This is a genomic window from Agarivorans litoreus, assembly GCF_019649015.1.
GTDB lineage: Bacteria > Pseudomonadota > Gammaproteobacteria > Enterobacterales > Celerinatantimonadaceae > Agarivorans > Agarivorans litoreus.
Map to the genome: position 1 here is coordinate 1,659,568 of NZ_BLPI01000001.1, position 26,112 is coordinate 1,685,679.

A 26,112-nucleotide genomic window follows, 5' to 3' on the forward strand; every position below is an offset into this window, starting at 1 on the left:
CCCTATAATTGTCGAAAATGTCGATGACATAGCACATTTATCTTTGATAAATGTGCTAACCTTAAGAAATTGACAAGTTCTATAATTTAAGCTGGTTTTTCAACGAAAATGACTGATAAATTCTCTATTTTGTTACTCAATGGTCCAAATCTAAACTTACTGGGCAAACGTGAACCTGAAGTTTACGGTCACCAGAGTTTAGACGACATTGTTGAACAGCTACGCCAGCAAGCCAATGACCTGGGCGTAAATCTGCAAGATTTCCAATCTAATGTCGAAGGCGAACTTATTAACCGCATTCATCAAGCCATGGGCGAGATCGATTTCATCATCATCAACCCTGCGGCTTTTACTCATACCAGCGTAGCGCTGCGCGATGCGCTACTGGGTGTGAACATTCCATTTATAGAAATTCACCTATCTAACGTGCATGCACGTGAACCCTTCCGTCATCACTCTTACCTTGCCGACAAAGCAGAAGGAGTGATATGTGGTTTAGGTAGTCAAGGATATCAATTTGCTTTAACTGCAGCGCTCAACAAGCTGCAGAAATAGCTATTTAATTAACCTAATACGATAAAGAGAGCCCTTATGGATATTCGCAAGATTAAAAAATTAATCGAATTAGTTGAAGAATCTGGTGTTGCTGAACTAGAAATCACCGAAGGTGAAGAGGCAGTACGAATCAGCCGTAACTTCAGCGGTGCGGCACAAGCCGTATATGCTCCAGCTCCTGTTGCAGCACCGGCTCCAGTTGCAGCAGCTCCAGCCGCCCCCGCTGCTCCAGCTGCTAGCGAAGTAGCTTCTGGCCACCAATTATTATCGCCAATGGTAGGTACTTTCTACCGTTCTTCATCTCCAGAAGCGCAACCATTTGTGCAAGAAGGCCAACAAGTTAACGTAGGTGACACCCTATGTATCATTGAAGCCATGAAGATGATGAATCAAATCGACGCCGACAAATCTGGCGTGATTAAAGCCATTTTGGTTGAAGACGGTGACGCCGTTGAATTTGATGAACCGCTATTCATCATCGAATAAAGAGGCATTTGTATGCTAGATAAAGTAGTTATTGCTAACCGTGGTGAAATTGCCCTGCGTATTTTACGTGCATGTAAAGAGCTAGGCATTAAAACGGTAGCTGTGCACTCAACAGCCGATCGTGACCTTAAACACGTATTGTTAGCCGACGAATCAATTTGTATTGGTAAGCCTGCGGCAACCGAAAGTTACCTAGACATTCCGCGCATTATTGCTGCTGCCGAAGTTACCGATGCAGTGGCCATTCACCCGGGTTATGGTTTCTTGTCTGAAAACGCCGAATTCTCTGAAATAGTAGAGAAGAGCGGGTTTATCTTTATCGGCCCTAAAGCTGAAACCATCCGCATGATGGGTGATAAAGTTGAAGCGATTAAAGCCATGAAAAAAGCCGGTGTACCATGTGTACCTGGCTCAGATGGCCCACTAGGCAACGATAGAAAACAAAATGCGGCCATTGCCAAACGCATTGGCTACCCGATTATCATCAAAGCTGCTGGCGGCGGTGGTGGTCGTGGTATGCGTGTTGTATACAAGGAAGAAGAGCTGCAAAGCTCTATCGACTTAACCCGTAGCGAGGCCGGTGCTTTTTTTGGTAACGACATCGTATACATGGAGAAGTACCTAGAGAATCCTCGTCACGTAGAGGTTCAGGTATTATCAGACGGCCAAGGCGGCGCTATTCACTTAGGTGAGCGTGACTGCTCTATGCAGCGTCGCCACCAAAAGGTGGTTGAAGAAGCTCCAGCTCCAGGCATTACCGAAGATATGCGCCGCAACATTGGTGAGCGCTGTACCCGCGCATGTATTGAAATTAACTACCGCGGAGCAGGCACATTCGAGTTCTTGTATGAAAATGGCGAGTTCTACTTCATTGAGATGAACACCCGTATTCAGGTTGAACACCCAGTAACTGAAATGGTGACTGGCATCGACTTAATTAAAGAGCAACTGCGCATTGCTGCTGGTCAGCCCTTATCATTTAGCCAAGAGCAAGTGAAATTAACTGGCCACGCGATTGAGTGTCGTATTAATGCTGAAGATCCGGAAACTTTTATCCCATCTCCTGGTCGCATTAACCGTTTCCACCCGCCAGGTGGCATGGGCATTCGTTGGGATTCGCATGTATATGCGGGTTACTCCGTTCCGCCATACTATGACTCTATGATTGGTAAACTAATTACCTATGGTGAAAACCGCGACATTGCCATTGCACGCATGAAAAATGCCCTTTCTGAGCTAGTGATCGACGGCATCAAAACCAACGTTCCGCTGCAAGAAAAAATTATGCGAGACGAGAACTTCCAGTTTGGTGGCGCGAATATTCACTACCTAGAAAAGAAACTTGGTTTGTAAGTAGCCAACGCTAGATTTAAAAAAGGCCTTAAGCAATGCTTAAGGCCTTTTTATTTGCTTGGTTAAACTATTTAACGCTACCTGCAATAGGCTAACTATTGGCGCGCAGCTTCGCCTTGAACTAAGCAAAACTATCTCGCCAGAAACATGAAGCTAGGTTAGGTACTGACTTGCAAAGCTATCGTCATTTCCTTATCCCGAGTTCAGGTTATTTGAAAACCCGCCACCACGCTTCTGTAATTGGACTTTGCCCAACGGTGAATACCTCACCGATTTTAGGCGTTATCAATTTTACATTGGCTTGCTCAGTTAGCTGGCTAATTTGCTCAAACGGTTCATACCAAGAGTGGAAAGCCAAATCAAAGGTAGAGTTATGCACCGGCATCAAGGCCTTCCCTTTTAAATCCAAATGAGCTTGCAAAGTTTGCTCTGGCGTCATATGTACCGCTGACCAATCTTTGTCATAAGCGCCGGTTTCCATCATGGTTAAATCAAAGGGGCCATAACGCTCACCAATTTGCTTAAAACCATCGAAGTAACCAGAGTCACCGCTAAAAAATACTCGCTGCTCCGGCGCATCAATCACATAAGATGCCCAAAGCGTTTGGTTGGCGTCAAATAAGCCACGACCAGAGAAGTGCTGTGTTGGCGTGGCTGTCACTGTTAACTCACCAAAATTGGCCGACTGCCACCAGCGTAAGCGTTGAATCTTTTGCCTATCCACTCCCCAATCTAGCAGGTGTTGATCAACCCCTTCAGGTACCACAAAATGCTGAACCTTATCTTTTAACAGCTTGATGCTGTGCTTGTCTAAATGGTCGTAGTGATCATGGGAAATAAGCACACCATCAATATTGTCTAACTCACTCAGCTTAAGCGGAGGTTGATGAAAACGCTTGGGGCCAATAAAGCTAAAAGGAGATGTTCGCTGCGAAAATACCGGATCAATCAACCAGCGTTGCCCAGCCACTTGCATGTAAACACTCGAATGACCAAAGCGAATAACACTGCTTTGATCGGCAGGTAATGCGTCAAGTTGAGAAGCGCTCAAAGGCATCACCGGAATGCCATTACTTGGCGTAGCATCTACCCGCTGCTCACTCACATAACGCCACAAAATACCCCAAGCCGAGGCATTAGCTGGCATTGCTTGTGCGTTTTGGTACTTACCATTATTAACTTGGGTAGTAAAAACCGTGTTGTCAGCCGCTATGGCTGAAGCGAATGGTGTACTCATTAATCCTCCCAAACAAAAACTAATAACCTTGTTTCGTGTGCTCAACGTGGCGCCCTCTTAAATTACACCAAGGAGTTTACTTCCAACAAACACCAAAGTAAACCCATTGGTTTACTTTGTTTTGAGACGTCAAATGTAAGCAAGTTGTTACAGCAATATCTGGTTGGGCGATGGCTTGAGCCTGCAGTTTCCAAAATTTGTCTTACACTTAAACCATCTTAGTTAGAGCAAAGTTATGCTTTGGGAAGTGATAATTTAGCCAACACCTGAAACGGAATTGAGTGCAATACTATGATTATTAAACCAATCTATGAAATATTGCCGAGCCTTTACTTGGCTGCCGGCTCAAGCTCGGTAATATGGATAGACTCTACCCTAGGAGTAGCAGGTGGTGTGTTGTTGTTTTTTCTTGGCTCATTGATTTGGGTAATGCGCTCTAATTTTCGGCGTTTAGACCAAGCCACTAATAATACCAAACGTTTTTCCATTCCCGAGTCTTTATACGAGTTTATGCCCTTTTTGTTTATCGGTTTAGCTCTCTCTTTAGCTTCTACGCAGCAATCTATCGCCGCTTACGCTATTGCCGCCTTATGTTTATATCGAGGCTGCTCTCTACTCTATATGCGTCATCGCTTCCGCCGCCACGCATGGCAAAAGGCATCGAGCAATGTTGAAACTAGCCATTAACCTTTAAACATACCAAAGCACAATTTGGCCATTTTCCTGATTAAGTCTATGCTTATTAATGTTAATAAAAGGTTGCTACAGGGAGAGCTAATGCTACCAAGAGCCATCTATGAAGTACTGCCAAGCGGTTATTTATCTGCAGGGACAGGGTCAATGTTATTACTTGAACCTTGGTTAGCCCATGTTGGTGGTGCATTATTATTTTGCATGGGTGCGCTTGTTTGGGTAATGCGTTCAAACTATCGCCGCTTCGACAAATATAAGAAATCTTTTGCCCGCAAAAGCAAAGCCATTCCCGAGCCAGTTTACGAATTTATTCCCTTTTTATATCTTGCCAGTAGCGTGTTGGTATTAAACCTTACGTTTAATACCCCTGCGCTAATTGTCGCAGCTTTAGCGGGATGTCGTGGTTTAGTTTTATTGTACAAACGTGCGCAGTATCGCAACCGCGGCTTAAGCCCAGCCAATTAACCAGCAGAAATCTAATTAACCAGGTTAGCTTATCCCTAGCCTTTTTATTTACTCAAGACAATAAATAGCAGTCTTGGCTTATAAACAAGTTCTCCCAGTAGAGACAACAAATGCTAGTTTCGCTCCCTTCGCTTTAAGGGATTTCAATTTTTAGATGATAAGCCTTATCTAACGCAGTACACTTGCCGCCTAATCTAGTAGAGGAGCGGAAAATGCCTTGGATCCAGCTAAAAATAAACGCCACTAAAGATACTGCCGATGCCATTGGAGATATTTTAATGGAAACCGGCTGCCAAGCCGTGACATTCTTAGACCGCCACGACACGCCAGTATTTGAGCCCTTGTTAGGTGAAACGCCACTATGGGGCGATACCGATGTACAAGGCCTATACGATGCCGCTACCGATATGTCGCCTATTCTTAACTTCTTAACCGAAGCGCTTATTCTAGAAGACGGCAACTACAAACTAGACCAACTAGAAGACAAAGACTGGGAACGCGAATGGATGAAAGACTTCCATCCAATGCAGTTTGGCGAACGCTTGTGGATTTGCCCTAGCTGGACAGACGTACCAGATCCTAGCGCGGTAAACGTAATGCTAGACCCAGGCCTAGCCTTTGGCACAGGTACTCACCCAACCACAGCACTTTGCTTAAAATGGTTAGACCAACTTGACCTTAGCAATAAAACCGTCGTGGACTTTGGCTGTGGCAGCGGCATTTTAGCCATTGCCGCAATTAAGCTAGGCGCTAAACGGGTAGTTGGGATAGACATCGACCCACAAGCAATTTTAGCTAGCCGCGACAATGCCGAGCGTAATGGCGTGGCCGACAAGCTAGAACTCTACCTACCTAAAGACCAACCTAAAGATTTCCAAGCAGATATTGTAGTGGCCAATATATTGGCAGGCCCACTTAAAGAGCTCAGCGAAATCATCCTAGCCTATTTAAAGCCGCAAGGTTCTATTGCCCTATCAGGCATTTTAGAAGAACAAAGCGACGAAGTAGTTACCGCCTATCAAACACAGTGCAATATGGATCCGGTTGTTCTTGATCAAGAATGGTGTCGATTAAGCGGAACAAAGCGCTAAGTTCACCAATAATGTGGCACAAACCCTCTACTAAAGGGTTTGCTGCCATATTCCGTAGCTAAAAATCCAGCTTTTTTTTTGAAAAATGTTCAAAATATAGCCTTTTCAGCGTGCCTAAAAAGTCGTAAACTACGCCGCCCTGAGATTGAGAAGAACGACAGTCATGCAAATAGGCAGTTACAAGCTGGACAATCCGGTGATACTAGCGCCTATGGCTGGAATTACCGATCAACCCTTTCGTCGCTTATGTTGGCGTTTAGGTGCGGGGCTTACGGTTTCAGAGATGGTGTCCAGTAACCCACGGGTTTGGAGTAGCCAAAAATCACTAAACCGCATGGTTCACCTAGATGAATGTGGCATACGCAGTGTTCAAATAGCAGGTTCAGATCCAGAATTGATGGCTCTCGCCGCCCAACATAATGTGGCAAATGGCGCGCAAATCATCGATATCAATATGGGCTGCCCAGCTAAAAAGGTAAACAAAAAGCTAGCTGGTTCGGCGCTATTGCAGCAACCCGAGTTAGTGAAACAAATTCTTGATGCTGTTGTACACGCAGTGGATGTGCCGGTGACCCTAAAGATTCGCACTGGGTGGTCACCAGAACATCGCAATGCTTTGCAAATTGCCAAGCTTGCAGAAGCAGCCGGTATTCAATCTTTAGCCATACACGGTCGGACGCGAGCGTGTATGTATAAAGGTTTAGCCGAGTACGACACCATCAAAGCAGTAAAACAAGAGGTTTCGATACCTATTGTGGCAAATGGTGATATCACCACACCGGAGCAAGCCAAGCACGTTTTGGATTACACCGGCGCGGACGCCATCATGATAGGTCGAGGAGCGCAAGGTAACCCTTGGCTTTTCAGAGAAATTAATCACTTTTTAAGCACCGGGCAGCATTTAGATGCACCCAAAGCCGAAGAAGTGAAGGAAGTAATGCTTCACCACTTAGACAACCTATATTCACATTATGGGGAGTACCAAGGGGTTCGTATCGCTCGCAAACATGTGGGGTGGTACTTGAAGCAATTAGCGGACACGGATGAGTTTCGTAGCCAGTTTAACCAGCTTGAATCAGCCCTGGTACAAACGTCCGCGATTGAACAGTTTTTCGAATAGTTGTGATCATTAATTAATTAAAAAGAGCGTCAAGTATGTTTGATTCAAATACCACCACAAACACACTTTCTACTATGACTAGCAGTGCAACTAGCACTGAAGTGAAAGAACGTCCATTACGCGATTCAGTTGAGCAAGCATTGCGCAACTACTTCGCACAATTAAATGGCGAAGATGTGTCTGAATTGTACGAATTAGTACTATCTGAAGTTGAAGCTCCGTTGCTTGACGTAGTTATGCAATACACTCGCGGCAACCAAACCCGCGCTTCAATCATGTTAGGTATCAACCGCGGTACTTTACGCAAGAAATTGAAAAAATACGGCATGAACTAAACACCTGTTCATAAGGTATTGATTAAAAAGCCAAAGTGAATGATTTTACTTTGGCTTTTTTGTTTTTGTCACACACCATGCTACACACCATAAAGTGTGTAAAACAGGTAACATTGACTAAATTTAGACTTAAAAAGGGTTTTACGAAATAGAGCGTAATTTGATTCATAGAAGAAACTATTTACTACTTAAACAAGCTAAAACAAAACCTGAATTAGCATCAATCCTAGGCGTTTCAGCAGCTTTCCTTACTAGGACCTTGTACAGGCCGGGCGTAAAATCATACGTAAATTCGCACTACCATCAATTTGACATTACCAAGAAATCGGGTGGTGTCAGAACAATTAGTGCTCCATCAGACGAATTAAAAGACCTTCAACGTAAATTGTCAGATTTACTATTAGATTGTAAAGAGGTGATTCATCTTGACAACAAAATTGAATGCACTCTTTCACATGGCTTCGAGCGAAAAAGGTCAATCATAACGAATGCGCGTATTCACCACGGTAAAAAGAATGTACTAAATTTAGATTTGGAAGATTTCTTTGGGAGCTTTAACTTTGGCAGGGTTCGAGGGTATTTTATTGCAAACAAAAGCTTTAAATTAGATCCCCATATAGCAACCATCATTGCCCAAATAGCATGCTATAAAAATGCTCTTCCTCAAGGGAGCCCATGCTCCCCTGTGATTGCCAACCTTATAACTAACAATCTTGATATTAAGCTTTCCAAGTTAGCTAAGAGAAATGGCTGCTCATATACAAGATATGCTGACGATATAACGTTTTCGACTAGAAAAAAAAGTTTCCCCACAGCTATTATCAAAAAAATTGAAGATACAACACTAGGTTCAAAATTACTTGGCGAAATAAGACGCTCTGGTTTTTCAGTAAACCCAAAAAAAACCAGATTACAATTTAAAGATTCAAGACAAGAAGCAACTGGATTAGTTGTTAATAAAAAAGTAAACATTAAATCTGAATATTGGCGCATAACCAGAGCTATGGCTCACTCTCTATTCAAAACAGGAAAATTTCAGATTTCTGAGCAAGATGGCTCTTATAGAAATGGTCATTTATCAGAGCTAGAAGGTCGATTGACTTTTATTGACTCTATCGATTTTTATAACAACCTAGAGAAAAAGAAAAAGCCAGAGCCAAAATATGAACCAAAGATACACACTGGAATTAATAAATTTCGTGATAAATTAAATTCAAGAGAAAAGGTTTATGGGAGATTTTTGCAATACAAGCATTTTTTTGCGAATGAACACCCAACAATATTGACTGAAGGGAAAACAGATAACGTTTACTTAAAAAGTGCTTTAAATCATCTTCAAGCCTCTTACCCTAATTTAGTAAACCCTAAATCAGCTAACGCAAAGTATTCCCCCAAGCTAAAATTCCCTGATTTAAACCGTAAAACAATGTACTTGCTCGATATGGGTGATGGTGCAACACCTTTTGTTAGGTTTGTTCAAAGGTATGCTGATGATTTAAAGTGCTTTGAAGACAAGAAAGCTAAGAATCCAGTAATTCTAGTACTGGATAACGACACTGGCCCCAAAGATTTATTAAATCATTTAGTAAAAAAGGTAAGATCATGCCCTAGTGATATAGCCACACTAAAAAGTAGCGGCTTTATTCACTTATTCCATAACCTGTATCTTATTTTGACTCCACTCAATGCTGGAGGAAAAGATTCCGCTATGGAAGACTTATTTGATACCGCAACTCTCGGTACTGTGATTGATGGAAAAACATTTTCTCCAGCTAAGCATATAGATATAAGCAAGCAATATGGAAAACATATTTTTTCGACTAAGGTTGTTCGCTCAAATAAAGCAAAAATCAACTTTGATAAATTTAAGTACATCTTTGATGAGATTGAGAAAGTTAAGCAGCACTTTTCAACATTATAATGCCTCATAGTATTATAAGCAGAATGACTTATAGAACCTAGCTGATAACTAGTGGCACCTCTGCACTGTGTTGTCTTACCACTTTGCTAAAGTTAACAACAGAGTCCAACATACGTTCTGCATATAAGGGAAAATTGAATTACTTGCACGAGTGGAATCTTTTATTCAAACTCGTTTTGGTGCAGAAATGCGTTAGAAAACCACCTCTAACGCAGATCTTCTAGATAAGAAAACTATCACAACCGTTATAGATTCAGTTGTTTAATAATCGCAATTAAGTCAAAAGGCTTGTTAAGCTGAGACTCTTGTAAAAAGGCTATCAGCTGTTCGGAATTAAGCGCATCAATATCACTCACTAGCTCTTCGGGCTTAAAGTTCTGTTTTATTTTCAGCCACTCTTCGAGTTTCTTCTTATCTTCAGTTTGAGCTGCGTATTCAACTAGTGAAAGGGAGTATTCATCGACCTGAACTTGAGTACAACGCTCCATCGCTTCGTGGCTGGCAATGAGTAGTACTACCTTTTTACTATCTGATGGTAAGTCTGCAAACCATATATTGTTTAGCTTATCTACTTCTATTTGGCTTCTACGGCCTTCTCTGCAACTCTGTGTTTTAGCATTTAAGGCTTGGTACTTAAGCTCCAAATCTTTTGCTAGATCTTCATTGCTTGTAAGCAAAGACGCAGAGGTAGCAGCCGCTGAAAACGTAAAAGTTAAGCACATTGTTAATAATTTAAGCCTATAGAGCATTGTATACGCACTCCCAAAAACGTCTTTCTTTACCGTGAGTGTAAATAGATGCGGTGCCTGCTATATCTTCTAACTTTCTCCGTTTGATTTCAGGAATACTTTTTAAAGCGTTAGCGTATAATTCCCAATTGTAAGTTGTAATTTGATATCCCGTAGAGATCAACTCTGCCGATTTGTATGTCCCCCTACCTGCAAATATCTGGAAAAACGGTACGATGCCAATGAGCTTATCCAGCAAACTCGCCATTTCAACTGTATCGTTCATCTGCTCTATATATCGTAACGTTCTATCGCTAGGCTCAAAGCCCTGCAAATGACAAAAACTTCCCTTACTCATAAGGCCTCCATAAAATTAATTATCAAGACTATCAGTAGAAAACTAATGAATCAATTTATATGCATTTGAAATCATTGCTTTACTTGGTGTTGCTTCAAAAAAGCAATCTTCGTGTTTAGTTTTCCAATTACATATACTTGCAGTGTGACAGTATCATTTTCTATAAAGATTACTGGCAGCGTGGCAATGAGTCTTTCGAAAGACGTATTGATGAGAATATAAACCTATGGAACTAGAACAAAGTAGCCAACTCCTAGATGATTACAAGAAGCATACTTGAGTTCTTAAGCCGAGTAAGTGACTTTAATAAATCTCGTGAAATTTGGTTCTGGGAGGTTAAGTAAACCAATATGAAGACTGTACTTATCTACGTAGCACTGGCGGTACTTAACTTTGTCGCCAACTTCGCTATTTTCAACTATTCGTTTAACTCTCAAGCTACACCTTTCTTACTCGAAGAGCAGAGAGTTGATAGCGCTATGTTGTCATTACAAACAACCCTTCCCGCTTATATTGCTTCTGCGATTGTGACCGCCATTATTTTCTATTGGGTAGCCCAAAAGAAAAAACAGTACTACATAAACTAATGTAACACCCATAACATATTGATTAAAAAGCCAAAGTGGGTAATTTCACTTTGGCTTTTTTGTGTTTCTCACACACCGAACTAGCTAAACTCGGTACCAAATTTACGGCTGCAGGTCGCTTTAAATTCTTCAACCTGAGACTGAGGGATGTCTATAGCAAACTCGACATCGTGAATCATACCTTGGGCAAATAAGGTTGCATTGCCACTCTGCAACAGCTTATCGCTAGAAGGTACATCTAAAGCAACGCCCTGATTATTGCGTATTGCGCTACCAATTCCTTCAAGAGCTTCGCCTCCCGCTAGCTTAACCTTAGTGCTAAGCTCTATACGAGGTTCGTGGTAGGCACGATTTCCGTACATATTTGCTTGATAGTGCCCCTCGGGATAACAAACAAAAATCAACATATTGCGCTCATGAGATACGATGGTAGCGATATGAGTAATCTCTTCACCAAATGCATCCTTATGCACCAATACACCTGCACTTGCCATCGCAGAAGCCATGACCAAGGAAGTAGCTATAAGTAGTTTTTTCATAATTAACACCACCAAATCAGACGTACCAAATTTAACAGCAGACAAAGTACCATTTGCGATATTTAATATCGCCATATTCACGATAACCAGCCCCTAATACTTGAAGGAGATCGTATTTCAGGCTGCGACAGGCTAAGGCAATACAGGGATTAGCTCAGTGACGTCGAATGTTTGTATTAGCGAGAGCGGCTACATTGGTGAGTTTGCCCAATCAGCCATCTCGCTGATTCTGGCACAAAAAAAACCAATCACTTATGAAGAGAGATTGAGCTAAACGTTCGGAAAGGACTGCCAATACATCAGACAAAACGTATTGGCACTTTGTGGTTAGCCGAGCATCTTACGTGCGGCTTCAACAACAATGTTTACTGCTTGGTGTTCGGTGTTTTTCATCAAGCTTTCGTCTGGGATCTCTTGCTGGGTTCTATTCACAATCACGCCTGCTACACAGCCTGCTTTTAAGCCTTGCGAGGCACACATGGTAAATAAAGTGGCGCTTTCCATTTCAAAGTTAAGTACGCCCATGGCTTGCCATTCCTCCATTGAACCTTGGAAGGCTTTAACTACGCGGCCAGACACCGTGTCGTAACGCTCTTGGCCTGGGTAAAAGGTATCGCTAGAAGCAGTTACACCCACATGACAGGTTGCCTTGGCTTCTAATGCCGCACTGTTTAAGGCTTGCATACAAGAAAAATCGGCTACCGCAGGAAACTGCATCGGAGCAAAATGGCTGCTGGCGCCATCTAAGCGAACCGAAGCGGTTGTTACAATTACATCACCCACATTAATATGTGGCTGAATAGCGCCGGTAGTACCTACCCGCAAGAAGGTGCGAATACCTAGTTGCGCCAACTCTTCAACGGCAATTGAAGTGGACGGCCCACCAATGCCGGTTGAACATACTACAACGGGTGTACCGTCCAATTTACCTAGGTAAGAGGTAAATTCGCGCTGCGAGGCTAAAAACTCCGGCTCTTCTAGTAACGAGGCAATCCGTTCTACGCGCTGCGGGTCGCCAGGAATAATGGCTAAAGTTGCGCCTTTTAGCATCTCTGGGTTTAAGCCAAGATGAAATACACTCGCTTGCTGGTTCATGTTTACCTACTTAATGTCGTCCAATGATTGATGAGCAGAGCATAGGACGAGAACTGAGCAATAAGTGTGAAACATCTCGCATTTGAAGCGAACTTAGCAGCAAATAGCCCAATAGTTACTGCTTGTGTTGATCAAAACGCCTACTCAAAAAAAACATTAAATTAATCAATAATCGAACTTTTATTGGCTGCTGTGTTCTACAATAGCCTGAAATAGTTTTTGTGCTTACTTGAGGTAACAACCATGAATAAACAGCTACTTATTGGCTTAACTTTAACCCTAGGTTTAGTCGGCTGTGCCAGTAAACAATCGGAGCCAAGCATGGATTTAGCAGATAGCCGTTGGTATATGACCAGTGATTTCTACAACATTGCAGATATTAAGCTGCCGGCATTTACCTTAGAAGAAAATGAAAACGGCTTTAAAATTTCTGGCACTACAGGCTGCAATAACTTTTTTGGCCAAGCTGAGTGGGATGGAAAGCAACTCAAGGTTAACCAACCAATAGGAATGACCCGCAAAATATGTGGTGACATGGCTAACAAAATTGAAATGGAATTTGTTCAAGCGCTAGAGCAATCTTTAGTGAGTGATGGCGAGAACTTACGCTTAAACAACGGTGCAATGTTTAAGCGCGTACCTAAAAGCTAAATTTTTAGGTTTATACGGTAGCGCTAAACCAGCGCTGCCGTGCATCTTTAACCCCCGCAACAGCCATCAAAACTGCAATTACGGCACTACTACTCAAGACCCACCAGTTAGTAACTAATTGATGCTCTTGCCACTCTACCGGGTTTACTTGCCACTGCCATTGAGCAATTGCCCAATCTAATCCCCAACCAAATGCCATAGCGCTAGCAACCACCCCAACTAAATAAGCGACCAATGCCCGCATACCCAGTTCTTGGCGAACCAACATTAGCGTTGCAATGTTAGTGGCTGGACCAGCCAACATAAATACCAAAGCAGCTCCTGGAGATATGCCAGCAATAATTAAGCCTGCTGCAATGGGCGTTGAAGCAGTGGCACAAATGTACATGGGGATCCCCACCAACACCATTACCACCATGGTGATCCATCCTTGCCCCCATCGAGTCATAAAGCTTTCGGGCACGTAAGTTTGAATGAGCGCCGCAAAGACTAAGCCTAACACTAGCCACAGGTAGCTATCTTCCACTAACTCTACAAAACTATGCAGCCATTGCTTGGTATTCACTTTTGCCCGACTCTGCGCTGGCGAAGGCTTGGCCTCACTGGCACAACTATTTTTGCCACTACAACAGCTTTTAACCTTGGTAGAGCTGGCTGGCTCGTCCTCGCCTTTGCCAACCAATAAGCCGGCTACAATAGCACTTACTATTGCCGCTATTGGCCTTACGATCGCCATTACCGGCCCTAGCAGGGCGTAAGAAACGGCTACTGAATCTACCCCAGTTTCTGGGGTGGCAATTAAAAATGAGGTAGTGGCACTTTTAGAGGCGCCAGCGCGGCGCAATCCCATGGCCGCAGGAATCACCCCACAAGAACACAAAGGCAACGGCGCACCAATAAATGCGGCTTTAACAGTGGTACTCGCTTTGCTGTTACCCAAGTGCTTGGCTAACCAACGGCTAGGTAAGCCTAACTTAAGGCTAGCAGCAATCACAAAGCCCAAAAACAACCATGGGGCTGCACTTAAGAAAAGATTTATAAAGTTATTCAATAGCATCATCTAAGGCCTTTAGTATTGAACAGGAACGTGCACTTTCTTCTCCGCCGCAGCAGGCATCGTGAAGAGTTTTAAGGGTTGTTTCAAAGGCTTTTAGCTCTGCTAGTTGCTGCTGAACCTTAGCCAGTTTTTGCCCTACAACATTGCTTACATCGTTGCAGCTGGCGGTTTCTGCGTGCTCTCGCAGAGTGAGTAGCTCCAATATGTCTTTAATTGATAAACCAGCTTGTTTAGCGCGTTGGATAAACCTCAAACGCGCTAAATCTTGCGTGCTGTACATACGGTATAGGTTCTCGCCACGCGCCGCTGGCAGCACTAAGCCTTTACGCTCGTAAAAGCGCAAGGTTTCCACCGTTAAACCACTTAGCTTTGCTAGCTCACCAATCTTGTACATAACCATCCTCCATTTCTTTTATGATAAACCCTGTAGCTAGGTATAGGGTCAAGAGTTTTATGAAAGAAACAAAAAAGCCTGATAAAAATCAGGCTTTTGGGGATAGTGATTTTGACCTTGCGCTACTCGTAACGATTACGCTCTTCGGGCAAGTCTGAAGAATACTCAACAAACTCCACTTCAAAGCTATTCGGGTCGCGAAAATACACATTACGACGATGGCTACTTTGGGCTCCTTCATGGTGAATCCGAAAGCCTGCATTTAACATACGAGTGATTAAACCGTCCAAATCAGCCGTAATGTAAGCAAAATGCGCCATACCTACTTGATTCCCTTCGAGCGGCCGATTCTCTCCATAACCTTGATCGTTAAACGTAAGGTATTGATCATCATCGCCAAAATGTAACCAATGCCGCTCTACCCCATACCAAGTTTGCTTACCTTCTCCTCTCACTTGCCAATGAGGAAAAGCTGCCTGATAAAAAGCCAAGGTTTGCTGCATGTCATTTACCACTAAGTTCAGATGTTCTAATTGCATCGTGTTCTCCTTTGCGCTTTTAGTGCTAATTAAAGCTATTTATTGTTACTGTGCTTATCAGCCTAAAACCTCAACCTAAGTTGAGGTAAAGAGATTTTTTGCCTAATTTTAAAATTTGTAGGAGGTAGCTATGCAAGATCAACCTAAACAGGCTTTGTCTGTTGGTTTTGTAGCTAAGCGCTGTGGTATTAAGGTGTCTACGCTGCACTATTACGAAACTAAAGGTTTAATTAACAGTTGGCGTAATCACGGAAATCAGCGGCGTTATCATCCCGATGTATTACGGCGAGTATCGGTCATTAAGGCTGCCCAAAAAATGGGAATAAGTTTGGCAGAGATAAAAGCCGCTTTTGCCAAGCTACCCAATCAACGTACCCCCAATAAATCCGACTGGGAAGCTCTCTCGCAGCAATGGCGGGATATACTAAATCAACGTATCAAACAGCTGGAGAATTTACGTGATGCCCTCACAGGCTGCATCGGATGTGGTTGTTTATCCATGAAAAGCTGCCCGCTGTATAACCCTAATGACAAACTCGCCAGCGAAGGACAAGGACCAGTTATTTTAAACCGCAACAATCAGCTCTCATAAAAAAGTCATATTTTTCCCGCATACTTAAGAACTATTTACAGCCTTAAAGCGTTCTATTGTTGATAACAAAGGAGTGTCTATGTTTAGTTTTCTAAAACCTAACCCACTTAAGCGTAAGCGTCAAAAGTATGATGCATTGCTGGAGTCTGCAATGTTGGCTCAGCGGCGTGGCGACATTATGACTTACTCGATGTTAAGTGCCGATGCTGACGAACTATGGAAAGAAATAGAGCAACTAGAGTCTCAGCAAAGATAATTAACAAAAATCACAGCAAGCTCCTCGCAAGCTACTGATATAAAAGTTATTTTTACTCAAGTAGTTGAGTCATTTTACCAAGCCGTTCATACTGGTTAAATATCAACCAAATATGTATTGTTTGTAAAATGGCCGACAAAGCGACCGTTCCACCACAGTTCAAAACAAACTACGTAAAGCTCGGAACCGTTGTGGTGATGGTCTCCTTGTTCAGTTTAGCCATTTTGGCGATTGTCTTCACAGCCCTAGAAAACATTCAACAAGAAGTAGAGCAAAAGGTTAAAGAGTCTCTTCAAACGGTACTAAGAGCTACCCAAGAAGCCCACCATATATGGATTCAACATCGAATTTTGGAGTTAAGTAATACTGCTCAATCAGAATCGGTGACGCTGTCTTCCAGTATTATTCTCAACCAAGACGCTCCCTCAATCATGCGAGCCAGTGCAGAAGCCACCATCAAACGAAGATTCAGCTTAATGATGGAAACCTATCAAGATAAAGCCTATTGGCTAAGTGACCTAAACGGACAAGTGCGCTACTCCAATAAGTCTAATGAGATAAACAAAACTCACCCCTTGTTTGAATTTAAAGCCGATAAAATGGAACAAGTACTAGCAGGCGAAACCTTGTTTATTACCGGCTTGCCTCAACAAACTAAACACAGTAACAATATGTACTTTAGTGCCCCGGTATTTAATTCAGATAAACAGTTACAAGCAGTACTTATTGTAAGTGTTAACCAAAGTGACCATTTCAGTCGAATTACTCAATTGGGTCGAATTTGGGATTCAGGTGAAACTTACGCTTTTGATCGCAACGGCTTAATGCTATCGGCTAGTCGCTTTGACGAACAACTGCATCGTTTAGGGTTACTGGAGCCAGGGCAAGATGCCATCAACAATTTGCATATCCGTGTTCCTAATGCAGCCGCTAACCAAAAGCCTAACGCACTCACCTTAATGGCCCAAAGCGCCACCCAAGGAATTACCGGTTACGATCTTAAGGGATATCCCGACTACCGAGGCATACAAGTAGTGGGAGCTTGGACATGGCAACCCACTTATGATTTTGGTTTAACCACCGAAATCGACCAAGCAGAAGCCTTTCAGATCTACTATCGCACCCGAAATATTGTGCTACTGGGAATTATTAGTTCCTTGCTGGTTGCGGTGAGTTTATTTCTATTACTCTACGTTAGCCAACGTAATGCTAAACAAAATCTGCGCCAAGCCAGAATGGTATTGGAAGATAGAGTAAAAGAACGCACTGCAGATTTAGAAGCCTCGCAACAGGAACTACGCACCGCCTATCGCGAGCTAGAAAAACTGGCGGTTACCGACAGCCTAACCGGTATACCTAACCGCCGCTGTGCCGATGAGTTTCTTGAACAAGAGTGGCGACGTGCTCAACGTGGTGGCTACCCTATTACTATTATGCTTATCGACATTGATCACTTTAAACAATACAACGACCACTATGGCCACCCAGCTGGCGATGTATGTTTAGAGAAAGTGGCTCAAACCTTAATTGCTACGGGTATTTGTAAACGCCCGGGAGATCTTATCGCTCGCTACGGCGGTGAGGAGTTTATTGCGATTTTGAGCAATAGTGATTTCGACTATGCTGAATTCTCGGCTAAGCGACTCGTAAAAGCCATTAACAAGGCCGAAATTCCACACCAGTTTAGTTTGGTAGAGAAGCAAAGCCACATCACCATTAGTGTGGGCGTCTCAATTGCCGAAAGCGCAGATATAGGTTTAACAGAGATTATAGATTTGGCTGACAAAGCACTTTACCTAAGCAAGCAAAACGGCCGCAATACTTTTCGCTTTAAATTGCCGGAGGCAAACTCAAGTACCAAGGTAAATAGTTAAGCGGCTAAACAGGTTTATGAAAGCTAGGAAACGGATGCTAAGCTCTATTATTTACACCAACCCGCAATTAATGCTTACCAAGTGGTCAACTAAGGCCATTTAAGCGCTTGGCGTAACGGCTAATTTAAGCTTTTGTTTCACTCAATTTGCCCCATTTACCAACATTTCTCAGTTAAAAACGGCGCATTCTTCACACTTTTGCTGTAAAATGCGCGCCTCAAACCTAAGTTGTTTATTTTTCGGGCAACTTGTACCGCTAGCGCATGTAACTGCTAATGAGGATAAAACCCCAATGGAAAACGCTCGACCGATTCGACGTGCACTGATTAGTGTTTCAGATAAAACAGGCATTATCGAATTCTCACGATCTTTAGCCCAACAAGGTGTAGAGATCTTATCTACTGGTGGCACCGCAAAATTACTGGCCGAAAACGGCATCGAAGTTATTGAAGTATCTAACTACACTGGCTTCCCAGAAATGATGGATGGACGTGTTAAAACTTTACATCCAAAAGTACACGGTGGCATTTTAGGTCGACGCGGTACCGATGATGAAGTGATGAACAACCACGGCATTAATGCTATCGATATGGTTGTTGTTAACCTTTATCCTTTTGCAGCAACAGTAGCTAACCCAGATTGTAGCCTTGAAGATGCGGTAGAAAACATCGACATCGGTGGCCCAACTATGGTGCGTAGTGCGGCTAAAAACCACAAAGACGTAACCATTGTGGTTAATGCATCAGACTACGATCGCGTACTCGCCGAAATGGCAGCCAACGATAAGTCGCTAACTCACGCTACTCGCTTTGATTTAGCTATTGCAGCCTTTGAACATACTGCAGCTTACGACGGCATGATCGCCAACTACTTTGGCACTATGGTTCCTAGCTACGGCGACAACAAAGAAGGCGACGAAGACAGCAAGTTCCCACGTACCTTCAACAGCCAATTTATTAAAAAGCAAGACATGCGCTATGGCGAAAACAGCCACCAAGCGGCAGCTTTTTATGTTGAAAACAACATTGAGGAAGCTTCAGTATCTACTGCCACTCAACTTCAAGGTAAAGCCTTGTCGTTTAACAACATTGCCGATACTGATGCAGCACTAGAATGTGTGAAAGAATTCGACGAGCCTTGCTGTGTAATCGTAAAACACGCTAACCCATGTGGCGTAGCGCTAGGCGGCAATATTCAAGAGGCTTACGAGCGCGCATACAAAACCGACCCAACTTCTGCCTTTGGCGGCATTATTGCCTTTAACCGCGAGTTAGATGCCGATACTGCTGAAGCCATTGTGTCTCGCCAGTTTGTAGAAGTAATCATTGCCCCTAAAATTTCTGAAGCCGCCGCACAAATTGTTGCTGCGAAGAAAAACGTACGTTTATTAGAGTGTGGCGAATGGTCAACTAAAACCACCGGTTTGCAGCTTAAGCGTGTTAACGGCGGCTTATTGGTTCAAGATCGCGACCAAGGCATGGTAACTCAAGACGAACTAAGCGTTGTGAGCAAGCGCCAGCCTAGCGAAGAAGAGCTGCGTGATGCGCTATTCTGCTGGAAAGTGGCCAAATATGTTAAGTCTAACGCCATTGTTTACGCAAAAGGCAACATGACTATTGGCGTAGGCGCTGGCCAAATGAGCCGCGTATACAGCGCTAAAATTGCTGGCATTAAAGCCGCCGACGAGAAGCTAGAAGTAGCAGGCAGTGTAATGGCATCGGATGCTTTCTTCCCATTCCGCGATGGTATCGACGCAGCAGCCGAAGCTGGCATCACTTGTGTAATTCAGCCTGGTGGCTCAATGCGTGATGACGAAGTGATTGCAGCAGCCGATGAACATGGCATGGCCATGGTGTTCACTGGCATGCGCCACTTCTACCACTAAAAAACCACAGCCAGCCTCGCGCTGGCTGTTTTGTATTTCGGCTTGGTAAGCCAAGCCCCGTTTACTCAGTATTGGATAGACAAACATGAACGTACTTGTGATTGGCGGCGGTGGCCGCGAACATGCTCTAGCATGGAAGGCTGCGCAATCTCCTTTAGTTGAAAAAGTATTTGTTGCCCCAGGTAACGCCGGTTCTGCGCTAGAGCCTAAGCTAGAAAACGTAGCCATTGGCGTAGAAGACATTACTGCTTTACTTAGCTTTGCTCAGCAAAACCAAGTTGAACTCACCATTGTTGGCCCAGAAGCGCCATTGGTTATTGGTGTGGTTGATGCCTTTAGAGCCGCAGGCCTTAAAATCTTTGGCCCTACCGAAAAAGCTGCTCAACTAGAAGGCTCTAAGTCATTCACTAAAGACTTTTTAGCTCGTCACGACATTCCAACGGGTTACTACCAAACCTTTACTGAGGTTGCCCCAGCGATTGCCTACGTAAAAGAGCAAGGCGCACCCATTGTGGTTAAAGCCGATGGTTTAGCTGCAGGTAAAGGCGTAATTGTCGCCATGACCGAAGCCGAGGCAATTGCCGCTATTGAAGACATGCTTGCCGATAACGTCTTTGGCGAAGCCGGTTCTCGCGTAGTAATCGAAGAGTTCTTAGACGGCGAAGAAGCTAGCTTTATCGTAATGGTAGATGGTAGCAACGTATTGGCAATGGCCACCAGCCAAGACCACAAGCGTGTTGGCGATGGTGATAGCGGCTTAAACACTGGCGGCATGGGTGCTTATTCACCAGCTCCGGTGGTTACACCAGAAATCCACCAGCGCATAATGGATGAAGTGATCATGCCGACGGTTAAAGGCATGGCCGCTGAAGACAATGAGTACACTGGCTTCCTATATGCTGGATTGATGATTATGGCCGACGGTTCGCCAAAAATCATTGAATACAACTGCCGCTTTGGCGACCCAGAAACTCAACCAATTATGATGCGTATGCAGTCTGACATTGTTGAACTATGTTTAGCTGCTGTTGATCGTAAATTGGATACTAAAACTGCTGAGTTTGATCCTCGCGCAGCAATGGGCGTAGTGCTAGCTGCTGCTGGCTACCCAGGCTCTTACCCTAAAGGTGACGTAATCACACTGCCAAGCCTTAGCGAAGAAACCAGTAGTGCTAAAGTGTTCCATGCCGGTACTAGCGAAAAAGACGGCAACATTGTAACTAACGGCGGCCGTGTATTGTGTGCTACCGCTCTAGGTAACAACGTTACCGAAGCCCAAGCAAATGCGTATGCGCTAGTGAAAAAAGTAGCTTGGGATGGCATGTTCCATCGTAACGATATTGGTTACCGCGCCATCGCCCGCGAAAAAAGCTAAGTAAACCAAGCCGCTTGGCAACAAGCGATATATCAAGCCACTACAAATAAAATTTGCAGTGGCTTTTTTTGTTTTATATCTCTCAGCCAGTTCTTTATCTCAATTATCAAAGAGCAATGCTATTATTCACTTGTCGGTACTAACTAGAGATATTTATGGAACAACATAATTGGCTAGAAGATATATTAGCCTTGCTTATTGGCACGACCATGGTGGCCTTAGGCGTGTTCTTTTTTAAAGAAACCCAACTTCTTACGGGTGGTACCGCCGGATTAGCCTTACTTGCCAGCCAATTTATGAATTTGTCTTTTGGGCAAATGTTCCTGCTCATTAACCTGCCCTTTTTTGTACTAGGTTTTGCCAAAATGGGGGCAGCCTTTACTTTTAGAACCGTAGCTTGTGTACTTTTAGTGTCGGTGCTTACCGATTACATGCACCTAGTCATCGAGATTGCCCACCTCAATAGAATTTATGCGGCGCTGAGTGGCGGATTTTTAATCGGCACTGGCATGCTTATTCTCATTCGCCATAAAGGCAGTTTGGGCGGTGTGAACATCTTGGCCCTGTATCTACAAAAGCGTTTTGCAATTCGTGCTGGACATGTACAAATGGGCTTAGATGTGGTGATAGTAACCGCCTCTTACTTCTTAGTACCACTTAGCGTGTTACTGTGGTCTATTGCTGGTGCATTTGCCTTGAACATAGTAATTGCACTTAATCACAAAAGTGGTCGCTACCAAGGGTTGTCTTAATCTTTCGCTATGTTTAATCAATCACTCGAAGCGGTTTTTCTCCAGCACGACCAATTACTCCAAAGCTACCTGCAATACTGGCAGTTCAGCCCTTTTCAACAACACAGTCTAGCTTGGCAAAACCAAGCGCTAGTGGACCAAGTAAAAAACTTAAACACAACTCAAATTCAACAACTTGAACAATCCCCAGAACAAGCGGTTGAGTTGTTTGCTAAATACTTCCCCGAGCTAAAGCCATGTTTAGCACTATGGCAACCCCAAGCGGCAATAAGCGCCGATTTGGAGACCCCTTTTTGGTTAACCAACGGAATAAAGGGGCGAAAGGCAGCGCAAATTCAAGCCTTTAGCGAACAGCTACAAGGTGAATACTTACCAATACTGGAGTGGTGCGCCGGCAAAGGGCATTTAGGGCGTTTAATTAGCTTTCACCATCAATTGCCAATAACCAGTTTAGAGTGGCAAGCAAGTTTATGTGACAGCGGCCAGCAACAAGCTAATCAACTTTCACTGCCACAACAATTTCATCACTGCGATGTACTTGAGCCAGGCGCCCAGCAGCACCTCAAAAGTAAGCAACATGCGGTAGCCTTGCATGCCTGTGGGGAGTTACACCTGCAGCTACTGCGCTTAGCCGCAAATCATAAGCCACAAAAGCTTAGTATTTGCCCCTGTTGTTATCATTTAATCAACAGCTCTCACTACCAGCCTTTATCAAAGCTGGCTAAGCAAAGTGTACTTACCTTAAGCAAAACAGATTTGCGACTGGCGGTGGCTCAATCAGTCACCTCGGGGCAGCGAGTACAAACTCTACGTCAGCGCGAAATACACTGGCGACTCAGTTATCAAAGCTTACGCGAAGAGCTCACTAACAGCGATCACTACCAAGCGCTGCCTTCTGTTGGTAAGCAGTGGTTCAGTCAAGAAGCCCGATTTGCAGACTTTGCGCAGTGGGCCTGCCAACAACATCAAATAGGTTTTCCCGATACTTTTGACCAACAGCTTTACCTGGAAAAAGGCCAACAACGCCACTTGTTAGTAAGGCAACTCGAGTTAGTACAACTGCTATTTCGTCCTATTATGGAACGGTGGTTATTGTTAGATCGTTGTTTATTTCTTCAGCAACTAGGCTATCAAGTTGGGTTAGTGGAACTTTTTCCCTTTAAAACTAGTCCACGTAATGTGTTAATACAGGCGCAACTCAGCTAGCTCTGGTTTACACTTTTAAGTGCAATGCTTGCCTATTGGTTTACATTGTTAATTGCTCAATTTTTTTGGAGACGCTATGTCACGTTGTTTAGCCTTAGTTTTGTTATGTTTCAGCTTTAATCTGTTGGCGACAGAACAGGAGGATCAATATGAAGAAGTCTATAATCCAAAACTATCTGAAGTGGAAAAACAAGCTGCAAATGAACCAGAGTCAAAACAGCTAGAGCCTGCAACGTCGACAGATACAAAAAAGCTTGAAGAGCAAGCCGCTAAAGCTGTTGCACCATCTACAAGCAAACCCGAAAAAGAACTTGCCTTGCCAGACCAAACTAAGCCAATTATTCCGATTGTTGTCGGTAAATCTAGCGAAGCCAGCGCGAGTGAGACTACAGAAGAACAAAAACAAGATGTATGGGGGCCACTATCGTTACTCAATACTGAACTTAGTCCCAATAGTACTGCCACGCTAGATTGGTATTCAGGGCATTTACCCGGTGGTTTTGAGCTAGCCACCCCAGTAGTGGTTATTCACGGCAAAGAGCCAGGCCCACGAGTATGCCTAACAGCTGCCATTCATGGTGATGAAGTAAATGGCGTAGAAATCGCTCGCCGAGTAGTGCAAAACCTGAAACCCGATGATCTAAAAGGCACCATTATCTCGGTGCCAGTAGTTAATATTGATGGCTTGTGGCGTAAAGACCGATACATGTCGGACCGCCGCGATCTAAACCGTGCCTTTCCTGGTGACCCAAATGGCTCTACTGCTTCGCGGGTAGCTCATAGTTTATTCAACAGTATTATTCGTCATTGTGACAGCGTGATAGATTTACACTCTGGCTCAATGTTCCGCGAAAATGTTAGCCAACTACGCGCCGATATTACACTGCCCGCAGTATCTGAGTTGGCGGCACATTTTGGCGCTATCCCTGTGCTGCAAAGTATTGCCCCACCAGGGAGTTTGCGCGGTGCAGCCACCGCTGCTGGAATACCTGCGGTTGTTATGGAGGTAGGAGGCCCGTTTACCGTAGACGTTCAATTGGTTGAAACTGGTGTAAAGGCTTTGCGCAGTTATTTAAGCGCAATCGAAATGTTGCCGCGCTCGTTTTTTTGGTCATCGCCGCAACCCGTGTTTTATGCCTCAGAATGGGTTCGTTCTCGCCAAGGTGGCATTTTGATTAACAAAGTAAAACTGGGGCAAAAAGTAAATAAAGGTCAAACACTTGGGGTAATTAGCAACCCCATTAATGACGAAGTAGAAACCTTATATGCACCTTTTAATGCAGTAGTATTGGGTCGCGCTCAAGATCAATTTGTTAGTGCAGGGTACGCAGTCTTCAACTTAGGTGAACGCCGCAGCATTGAAGATCTTGAACAACAAGGTGAGAAGATTAAGCAAAAAGTGGTTGAGAAAAATGCCGAGCAAATGGGCTTGAATAACATAACTGAAGCCACTGAAGATACCAAGACTAAGGGCGAAAGTATCCCCCCCGACAACTCTATTTCTAACGGTGATTCAACTGAAGGGTTAGCTAACCCTGCCGAAGAAGAACCACCAGCGGAAAGCGCCGTACCAGATAGCCAAGTGGATGAAGAGCTAAACACCACACCATCTTCCCATGTTAGCTAGGAGATAAAGCTTGCAGCAAACAAAGCATGTTACCCGTTGTGAGTGGTGTGGAACCGATAAAGGCTACCAGGATTACCACGACCAAGTATGGGGGCGCCCTGTAAATGACCCCATCGAGCTATTTGCAAAATTATGTCTTGATGGGCAGCAGGCAGGTTTGTCGTGGATAACTATATTGCGAAAGCAGCAAAGCTACTACCAAGCTTTTGCTCAGTTCCAACCCGAAAATATCGCCTTGTTTACAGAGCAAGATTGCCAACGCTTAATGGAAAATACTGGGATCGTGCGCAACAAACTAAAGATCAATGCTATTGTTAAAAATGCCAAAGCCTATTTGGCTATAGAAGCAGCAGGCCAAAGTTTTAGCGAATATATTTGGCAATTTGTGGAAGGAAAAACCATAGTAAATAGCTACACAACCGTACAAGAGATCCCTACCGAAAGCCCTCAGTCACAAGCCATGTCAAAAGCCTTAAAAAAAGCCGGTTTTAGCTTTGTTGGCCCCACTATTTGTTATGCATTTATGCAAGCGGTTGGCATGGTGAATGATCACGTCGCTGGCTGTCACGTTTATCAAGAGACGGTAGCGCTGGCAAAAGTGGAATAATTGAAACACCAATCATAGCTAAACGCGTAACTCTTAACTGAGTTGCGATTATCCGTGTAGTAAAGTTGGTATATACGCTTAAAGTAATTGCTTCCTCGGGGGATGATGAGGAGAGCCGGTTCGCCTGATCGGCGATTACATCATTCTTATTTTAAAACTATTTGTATTTAACTATTTCGGTTTAGCGTTGTTCTGAGATTAACGGCTTAATTCAGCAATGCGTTGTTCTTCAGTTTTTTTGTTTTGTAGGTAACTTAGTGCAACCCAACCCATAAAATCCATCATAATCATTCTCTCTATATTAGTGTTAAATTTAGCGGCTACGTTCTTGAAGTTTTTGTTCTTCAGTTTTGTTGTATCCAAAGTAGTTAAGGGCTACTAATCCAAATAAATCGTACATAATTTGTTTCCTATTGTTAGTTGTTTAACTAGCGGCTACGTTGAGCTACTGTTTGTTCGTTGTTTAACTAGCGGCTACGTTGAGCTACTGTTTGTTCGTTGTTAACGTTTTTAGCGCGAAGAGCGTAATATAATCCGAATAATTCCATAATATGTTCACCTTTATGTTTAAGTTAATTCTGAAAGAAAATAACCTCTAGCAGATGCTTTTTGTTACTAACTTTCTCTTACGGTTTTAATTTTATGCGACACAACGCACATTTAGTATTATGAAATTTAATTTTTACATTATTAAATTTAGCTTTTGGTAATTAAATTACCAAACCGCCTCGTTG

The 26,112-nt window shown here is 43.5% G+C and carries 28 protein-coding genes; 20 read left to right on the plus strand and 8 right to left on the minus strand.

The window, feature by feature from the left end; genetic code table 11:
- Positions 1–108: 108 nt before the first annotated feature.
- The 3 genes from aroQ to accC are packed head-to-tail and all read left to right on the plus strand — an operon-like array spanning position 109 to position 2,394.
- Complete coding sequence (gene aroQ, locus K5L93_RS07570) at positions 109–555, plus strand: type II 3-dehydroquinate dehydratase (protein WP_152785699.1); 447 nt, start codon at positions 109–111, stop codon at positions 553–555.
- 36 nt (positions 556–591) lie between these two features.
- Complete coding sequence (gene accB / locus K5L93_RS07575; RefSeq protein ID WP_220719169.1) at positions 592–1,041, plus strand: acetyl-CoA carboxylase biotin carboxyl carrier protein; 450 nt, start codon at positions 592–594, stop codon at positions 1,039–1,041.
- A 12-nt stretch (positions 1,042–1,053) separates the two neighbouring features.
- Complete coding sequence (gene accC, locus K5L93_RS07580) at positions 1,054–2,394, plus strand: acetyl-CoA carboxylase biotin carboxylase subunit (RefSeq protein ID WP_220719170.1); 1,341 nt, start codon at positions 1,054–1,056, stop codon at positions 2,392–2,394.
- Between the two features lie 208 nt (positions 2,395–2,602).
- Here accC and K5L93_RS07585 read toward each other — a convergent pair whose 3' ends face one another.
- On the minus strand, positions 2,603–3,631 hold the full coding sequence (locus K5L93_RS07585; RefSeq protein WP_220719171.1) for an MBL fold metallo-hydrolase: 1,029 nt from the start codon (positions 3,629–3,631) through the stop codon (positions 2,603–2,605).
- Positions 3,632–3,922: 291 nt separating this feature from the next.
- Between K5L93_RS07585 and K5L93_RS07590 the strand changes: the two genes are divergently transcribed.
- The 6 genes from K5L93_RS07590 to K5L93_RS07615 all read left to right on the plus strand — a co-directional run bounded on the left by K5L93_RS07590 (position 3,923) and on the right by K5L93_RS07615 (position 9,256).
- Entirely contained in the window at positions 3,923–4,318 is a 396-nt protein-coding gene (locus K5L93_RS07590) for a hypothetical protein (protein WP_220719172.1), read from the plus strand.
- Positions 4,319–4,408: 90 nt separating this feature from the next.
- The gene (locus tag K5L93_RS07595; RefSeq protein WP_220719173.1) at positions 4,409–4,789 is read left to right on the plus strand and encodes a hypothetical protein; all 381 of its coding nucleotides are present in this window, start codon (positions 4,409–4,411) and stop codon (positions 4,787–4,789) included.
- Positions 4,790–5,001: 212 nt separating this feature from the next.
- Positions 5,002–5,880 (plus strand): 50S ribosomal protein L11 methyltransferase, encoded by an 879-nt coding sequence (prmA, locus tag K5L93_RS07600; RefSeq protein ID WP_220719174.1) that lies wholly within the window; start codon positions 5,002–5,004, stop codon positions 5,878–5,880.
- A 163-nt stretch (positions 5,881–6,043) separates the two neighbouring features.
- A complete protein-coding gene (dusB, locus tag K5L93_RS07605; protein ID WP_220719175.1) occupies positions 6,044–7,000 on the plus strand; it encodes a tRNA dihydrouridine synthase DusB in 957 nt (318 codons plus the stop codon).
- 35 nt (positions 7,001–7,035) lie between these two features.
- Positions 7,036–7,335, plus strand: coding sequence for a DNA-binding transcriptional regulator Fis (gene fis / locus K5L93_RS07610; protein WP_016402072.1), 300 nt, complete (start codon positions 7,036–7,038; stop codon positions 7,333–7,335).
- Positions 7,336–7,495: 160 nt separating this feature from the next.
- The gene (locus K5L93_RS07615; protein WP_220719176.1) at positions 7,496–9,256 is read left to right on the plus strand and encodes a retron Ec67 family RNA-directed DNA polymerase/endonuclease; all 1,761 of its coding nucleotides are present in this window, start codon (positions 7,496–7,498) and stop codon (positions 9,254–9,256) included.
- Positions 9,257–9,501: 245 nt separating this feature from the next.
- Here the strand turns inward: K5L93_RS07615 and K5L93_RS07620 are convergent, their stop codons facing one another.
- Together K5L93_RS07620 and K5L93_RS07625 are read right to left on the minus strand one after the other, a co-directional pair.
- The gene (locus K5L93_RS07620; RefSeq protein WP_220719177.1) at positions 9,502–9,978 is read right to left on the minus strand and encodes a hypothetical protein; all 477 of its coding nucleotides are present in this window, start codon (positions 9,976–9,978) and stop codon (positions 9,502–9,504) included.
- 16 nt (positions 9,979–9,994) lie between these two features.
- On the minus strand, positions 9,995–10,342 hold the full coding sequence (locus K5L93_RS07625) for a hypothetical protein (protein WP_220719178.1): 348 nt from the start codon (positions 10,340–10,342) through the stop codon (positions 9,995–9,997).
- Positions 10,343–10,692: 350 nt separating this feature from the next.
- Here K5L93_RS07625 and K5L93_RS07630 point away from each other — a divergent pair, with 350 nt between their 5' ends.
- The gene (locus K5L93_RS07630) at positions 10,693–10,929 is read left to right on the plus strand and encodes a hypothetical protein (RefSeq protein ID WP_220719179.1); all 237 of its coding nucleotides are present in this window, start codon (positions 10,693–10,695) and stop codon (positions 10,927–10,929) included.
- Between the two features lie 80 nt (positions 10,930–11,009).
- Here the strand turns inward: K5L93_RS07630 and K5L93_RS07635 are convergent, their stop codons facing one another.
- Positions 11,010–11,468, minus strand: a complete 459-nt coding sequence (locus tag K5L93_RS07635; RefSeq protein ID WP_220719180.1) for a hypothetical protein — start codon at positions 11,466–11,468, stop codon at positions 11,010–11,012.
- Positions 11,469–11,795: 327 nt separating this feature from the next.
- Positions 11,796–12,563: a uridine phosphorylase gene (gene udp / locus K5L93_RS07640; protein ID WP_220719181.1), complete on the minus strand. Its 768-nt coding sequence runs from the start codon at positions 12,561–12,563 to the stop codon at positions 11,796–11,798.
- Between the two features lie 243 nt (positions 12,564–12,806).
- Between udp and K5L93_RS07645 the strand changes: the two genes are divergently transcribed.
- Entirely contained in the window at positions 12,807–13,214 is a 408-nt protein-coding gene (locus K5L93_RS07645; RefSeq protein ID WP_220719182.1) for an META domain-containing protein, read from the plus strand.
- 10 nt (positions 13,215–13,224) lie between these two features.
- Here K5L93_RS07645 and K5L93_RS07650 read toward each other — a convergent pair whose 3' ends face one another.
- From K5L93_RS07650 to K5L93_RS07660, 3 genes are all read right to left on the minus strand, one after another.
- Positions 13,225–14,274 (minus strand): SO_0444 family Cu/Zn efflux transporter, encoded by a 1,050-nt coding sequence (locus K5L93_RS07650; protein ID WP_246615017.1) that lies wholly within the window; start codon positions 14,272–14,274, stop codon positions 13,225–13,227.
- Positions 14,258–14,665: a Zn(2+)-responsive transcriptional regulator gene (zntR, locus tag K5L93_RS07655; RefSeq protein ID WP_220719183.1), complete on the minus strand. Its 408-nt coding sequence runs from the start codon at positions 14,663–14,665 to the stop codon at positions 14,258–14,260. The genes K5L93_RS07650 and zntR overlap by 17 nt, the downstream gene beginning before the upstream one ends.
- A 122-nt stretch (positions 14,666–14,787) precedes the next feature.
- Positions 14,788–15,204 (minus strand): VOC family protein, encoded by a 417-nt coding sequence (locus K5L93_RS07660; protein WP_220719184.1) that lies wholly within the window; start codon positions 15,202–15,204, stop codon positions 14,788–14,790.
- A gap of 130 nt (positions 15,205–15,334) precedes the next feature.
- Here K5L93_RS07660 and soxR point away from each other — a divergent pair, with 130 nt between their 5' ends.
- The 9 genes from soxR to K5L93_RS07705 all read left to right on the plus strand — a co-directional run bounded on the left by soxR (position 15,335) and on the right by K5L93_RS07705 (position 25,378).
- Positions 15,335–15,796: a redox-sensitive transcriptional activator SoxR gene (gene soxR / locus K5L93_RS07665; protein ID WP_220719185.1), complete on the plus strand. Its 462-nt coding sequence runs from the start codon at positions 15,335–15,337 to the stop codon at positions 15,794–15,796.
- 79 nt (positions 15,797–15,875) lie between these two features.
- Positions 15,876–16,052: a DUF6435 family protein gene (locus K5L93_RS07670; protein WP_220719186.1), complete on the plus strand. Its 177-nt coding sequence runs from the start codon at positions 15,876–15,878 to the stop codon at positions 16,050–16,052.
- 128 nt (positions 16,053–16,180) lie between these two features.
- A complete protein-coding gene (locus K5L93_RS07675) occupies positions 16,181–17,926 on the plus strand; it encodes a sensor domain-containing diguanylate cyclase (protein WP_220719187.1) in 1,746 nt (581 codons plus the stop codon).
- 292 nt (positions 17,927–18,218) lie between these two features.
- Positions 18,219–19,811: a bifunctional phosphoribosylaminoimidazolecarboxamide formyltransferase/IMP cyclohydrolase gene (gene purH, locus K5L93_RS07680; RefSeq protein ID WP_220719188.1), complete on the plus strand. Its 1,593-nt coding sequence runs from the start codon at positions 18,219–18,221 to the stop codon at positions 19,809–19,811.
- A gap of 85 nt (positions 19,812–19,896) precedes the next feature.
- Entirely contained in the window at positions 19,897–21,186 is a 1,290-nt protein-coding gene (gene purD / locus K5L93_RS07685) for a phosphoribosylamine--glycine ligase (protein WP_220719189.1), read from the plus strand.
- Positions 21,187–21,341: 155 nt separating this feature from the next.
- Positions 21,342–21,938, plus strand: coding sequence for a YitT family protein (locus K5L93_RS07690; RefSeq protein WP_220719190.1), 597 nt, complete (start codon positions 21,342–21,344; stop codon positions 21,936–21,938).
- 9 nt (positions 21,939–21,947) lie between these two features.
- On the plus strand, positions 21,948–23,144 hold the full coding sequence (locus tag K5L93_RS07695; protein WP_220719191.1) for a methyltransferase: 1,197 nt from the start codon (positions 21,948–21,950) through the stop codon (positions 23,142–23,144).
- Between the two features lie 76 nt (positions 23,145–23,220).
- Positions 23,221–24,771, plus strand: a complete 1,551-nt coding sequence (locus K5L93_RS07700) for a succinylglutamate desuccinylase/aspartoacylase family protein (protein WP_220719192.1) — start codon at positions 23,221–23,223, stop codon at positions 24,769–24,771.
- Between the two features lie 10 nt (positions 24,772–24,781).
- Positions 24,782–25,378: a DNA-3-methyladenine glycosylase I gene (locus K5L93_RS07705; RefSeq protein WP_220719193.1), complete on the plus strand. Its 597-nt coding sequence runs from the start codon at positions 24,782–24,784 to the stop codon at positions 25,376–25,378.
- The last annotated feature ends 734 nt before the right edge of the window (positions 25,379–26,112 follow it).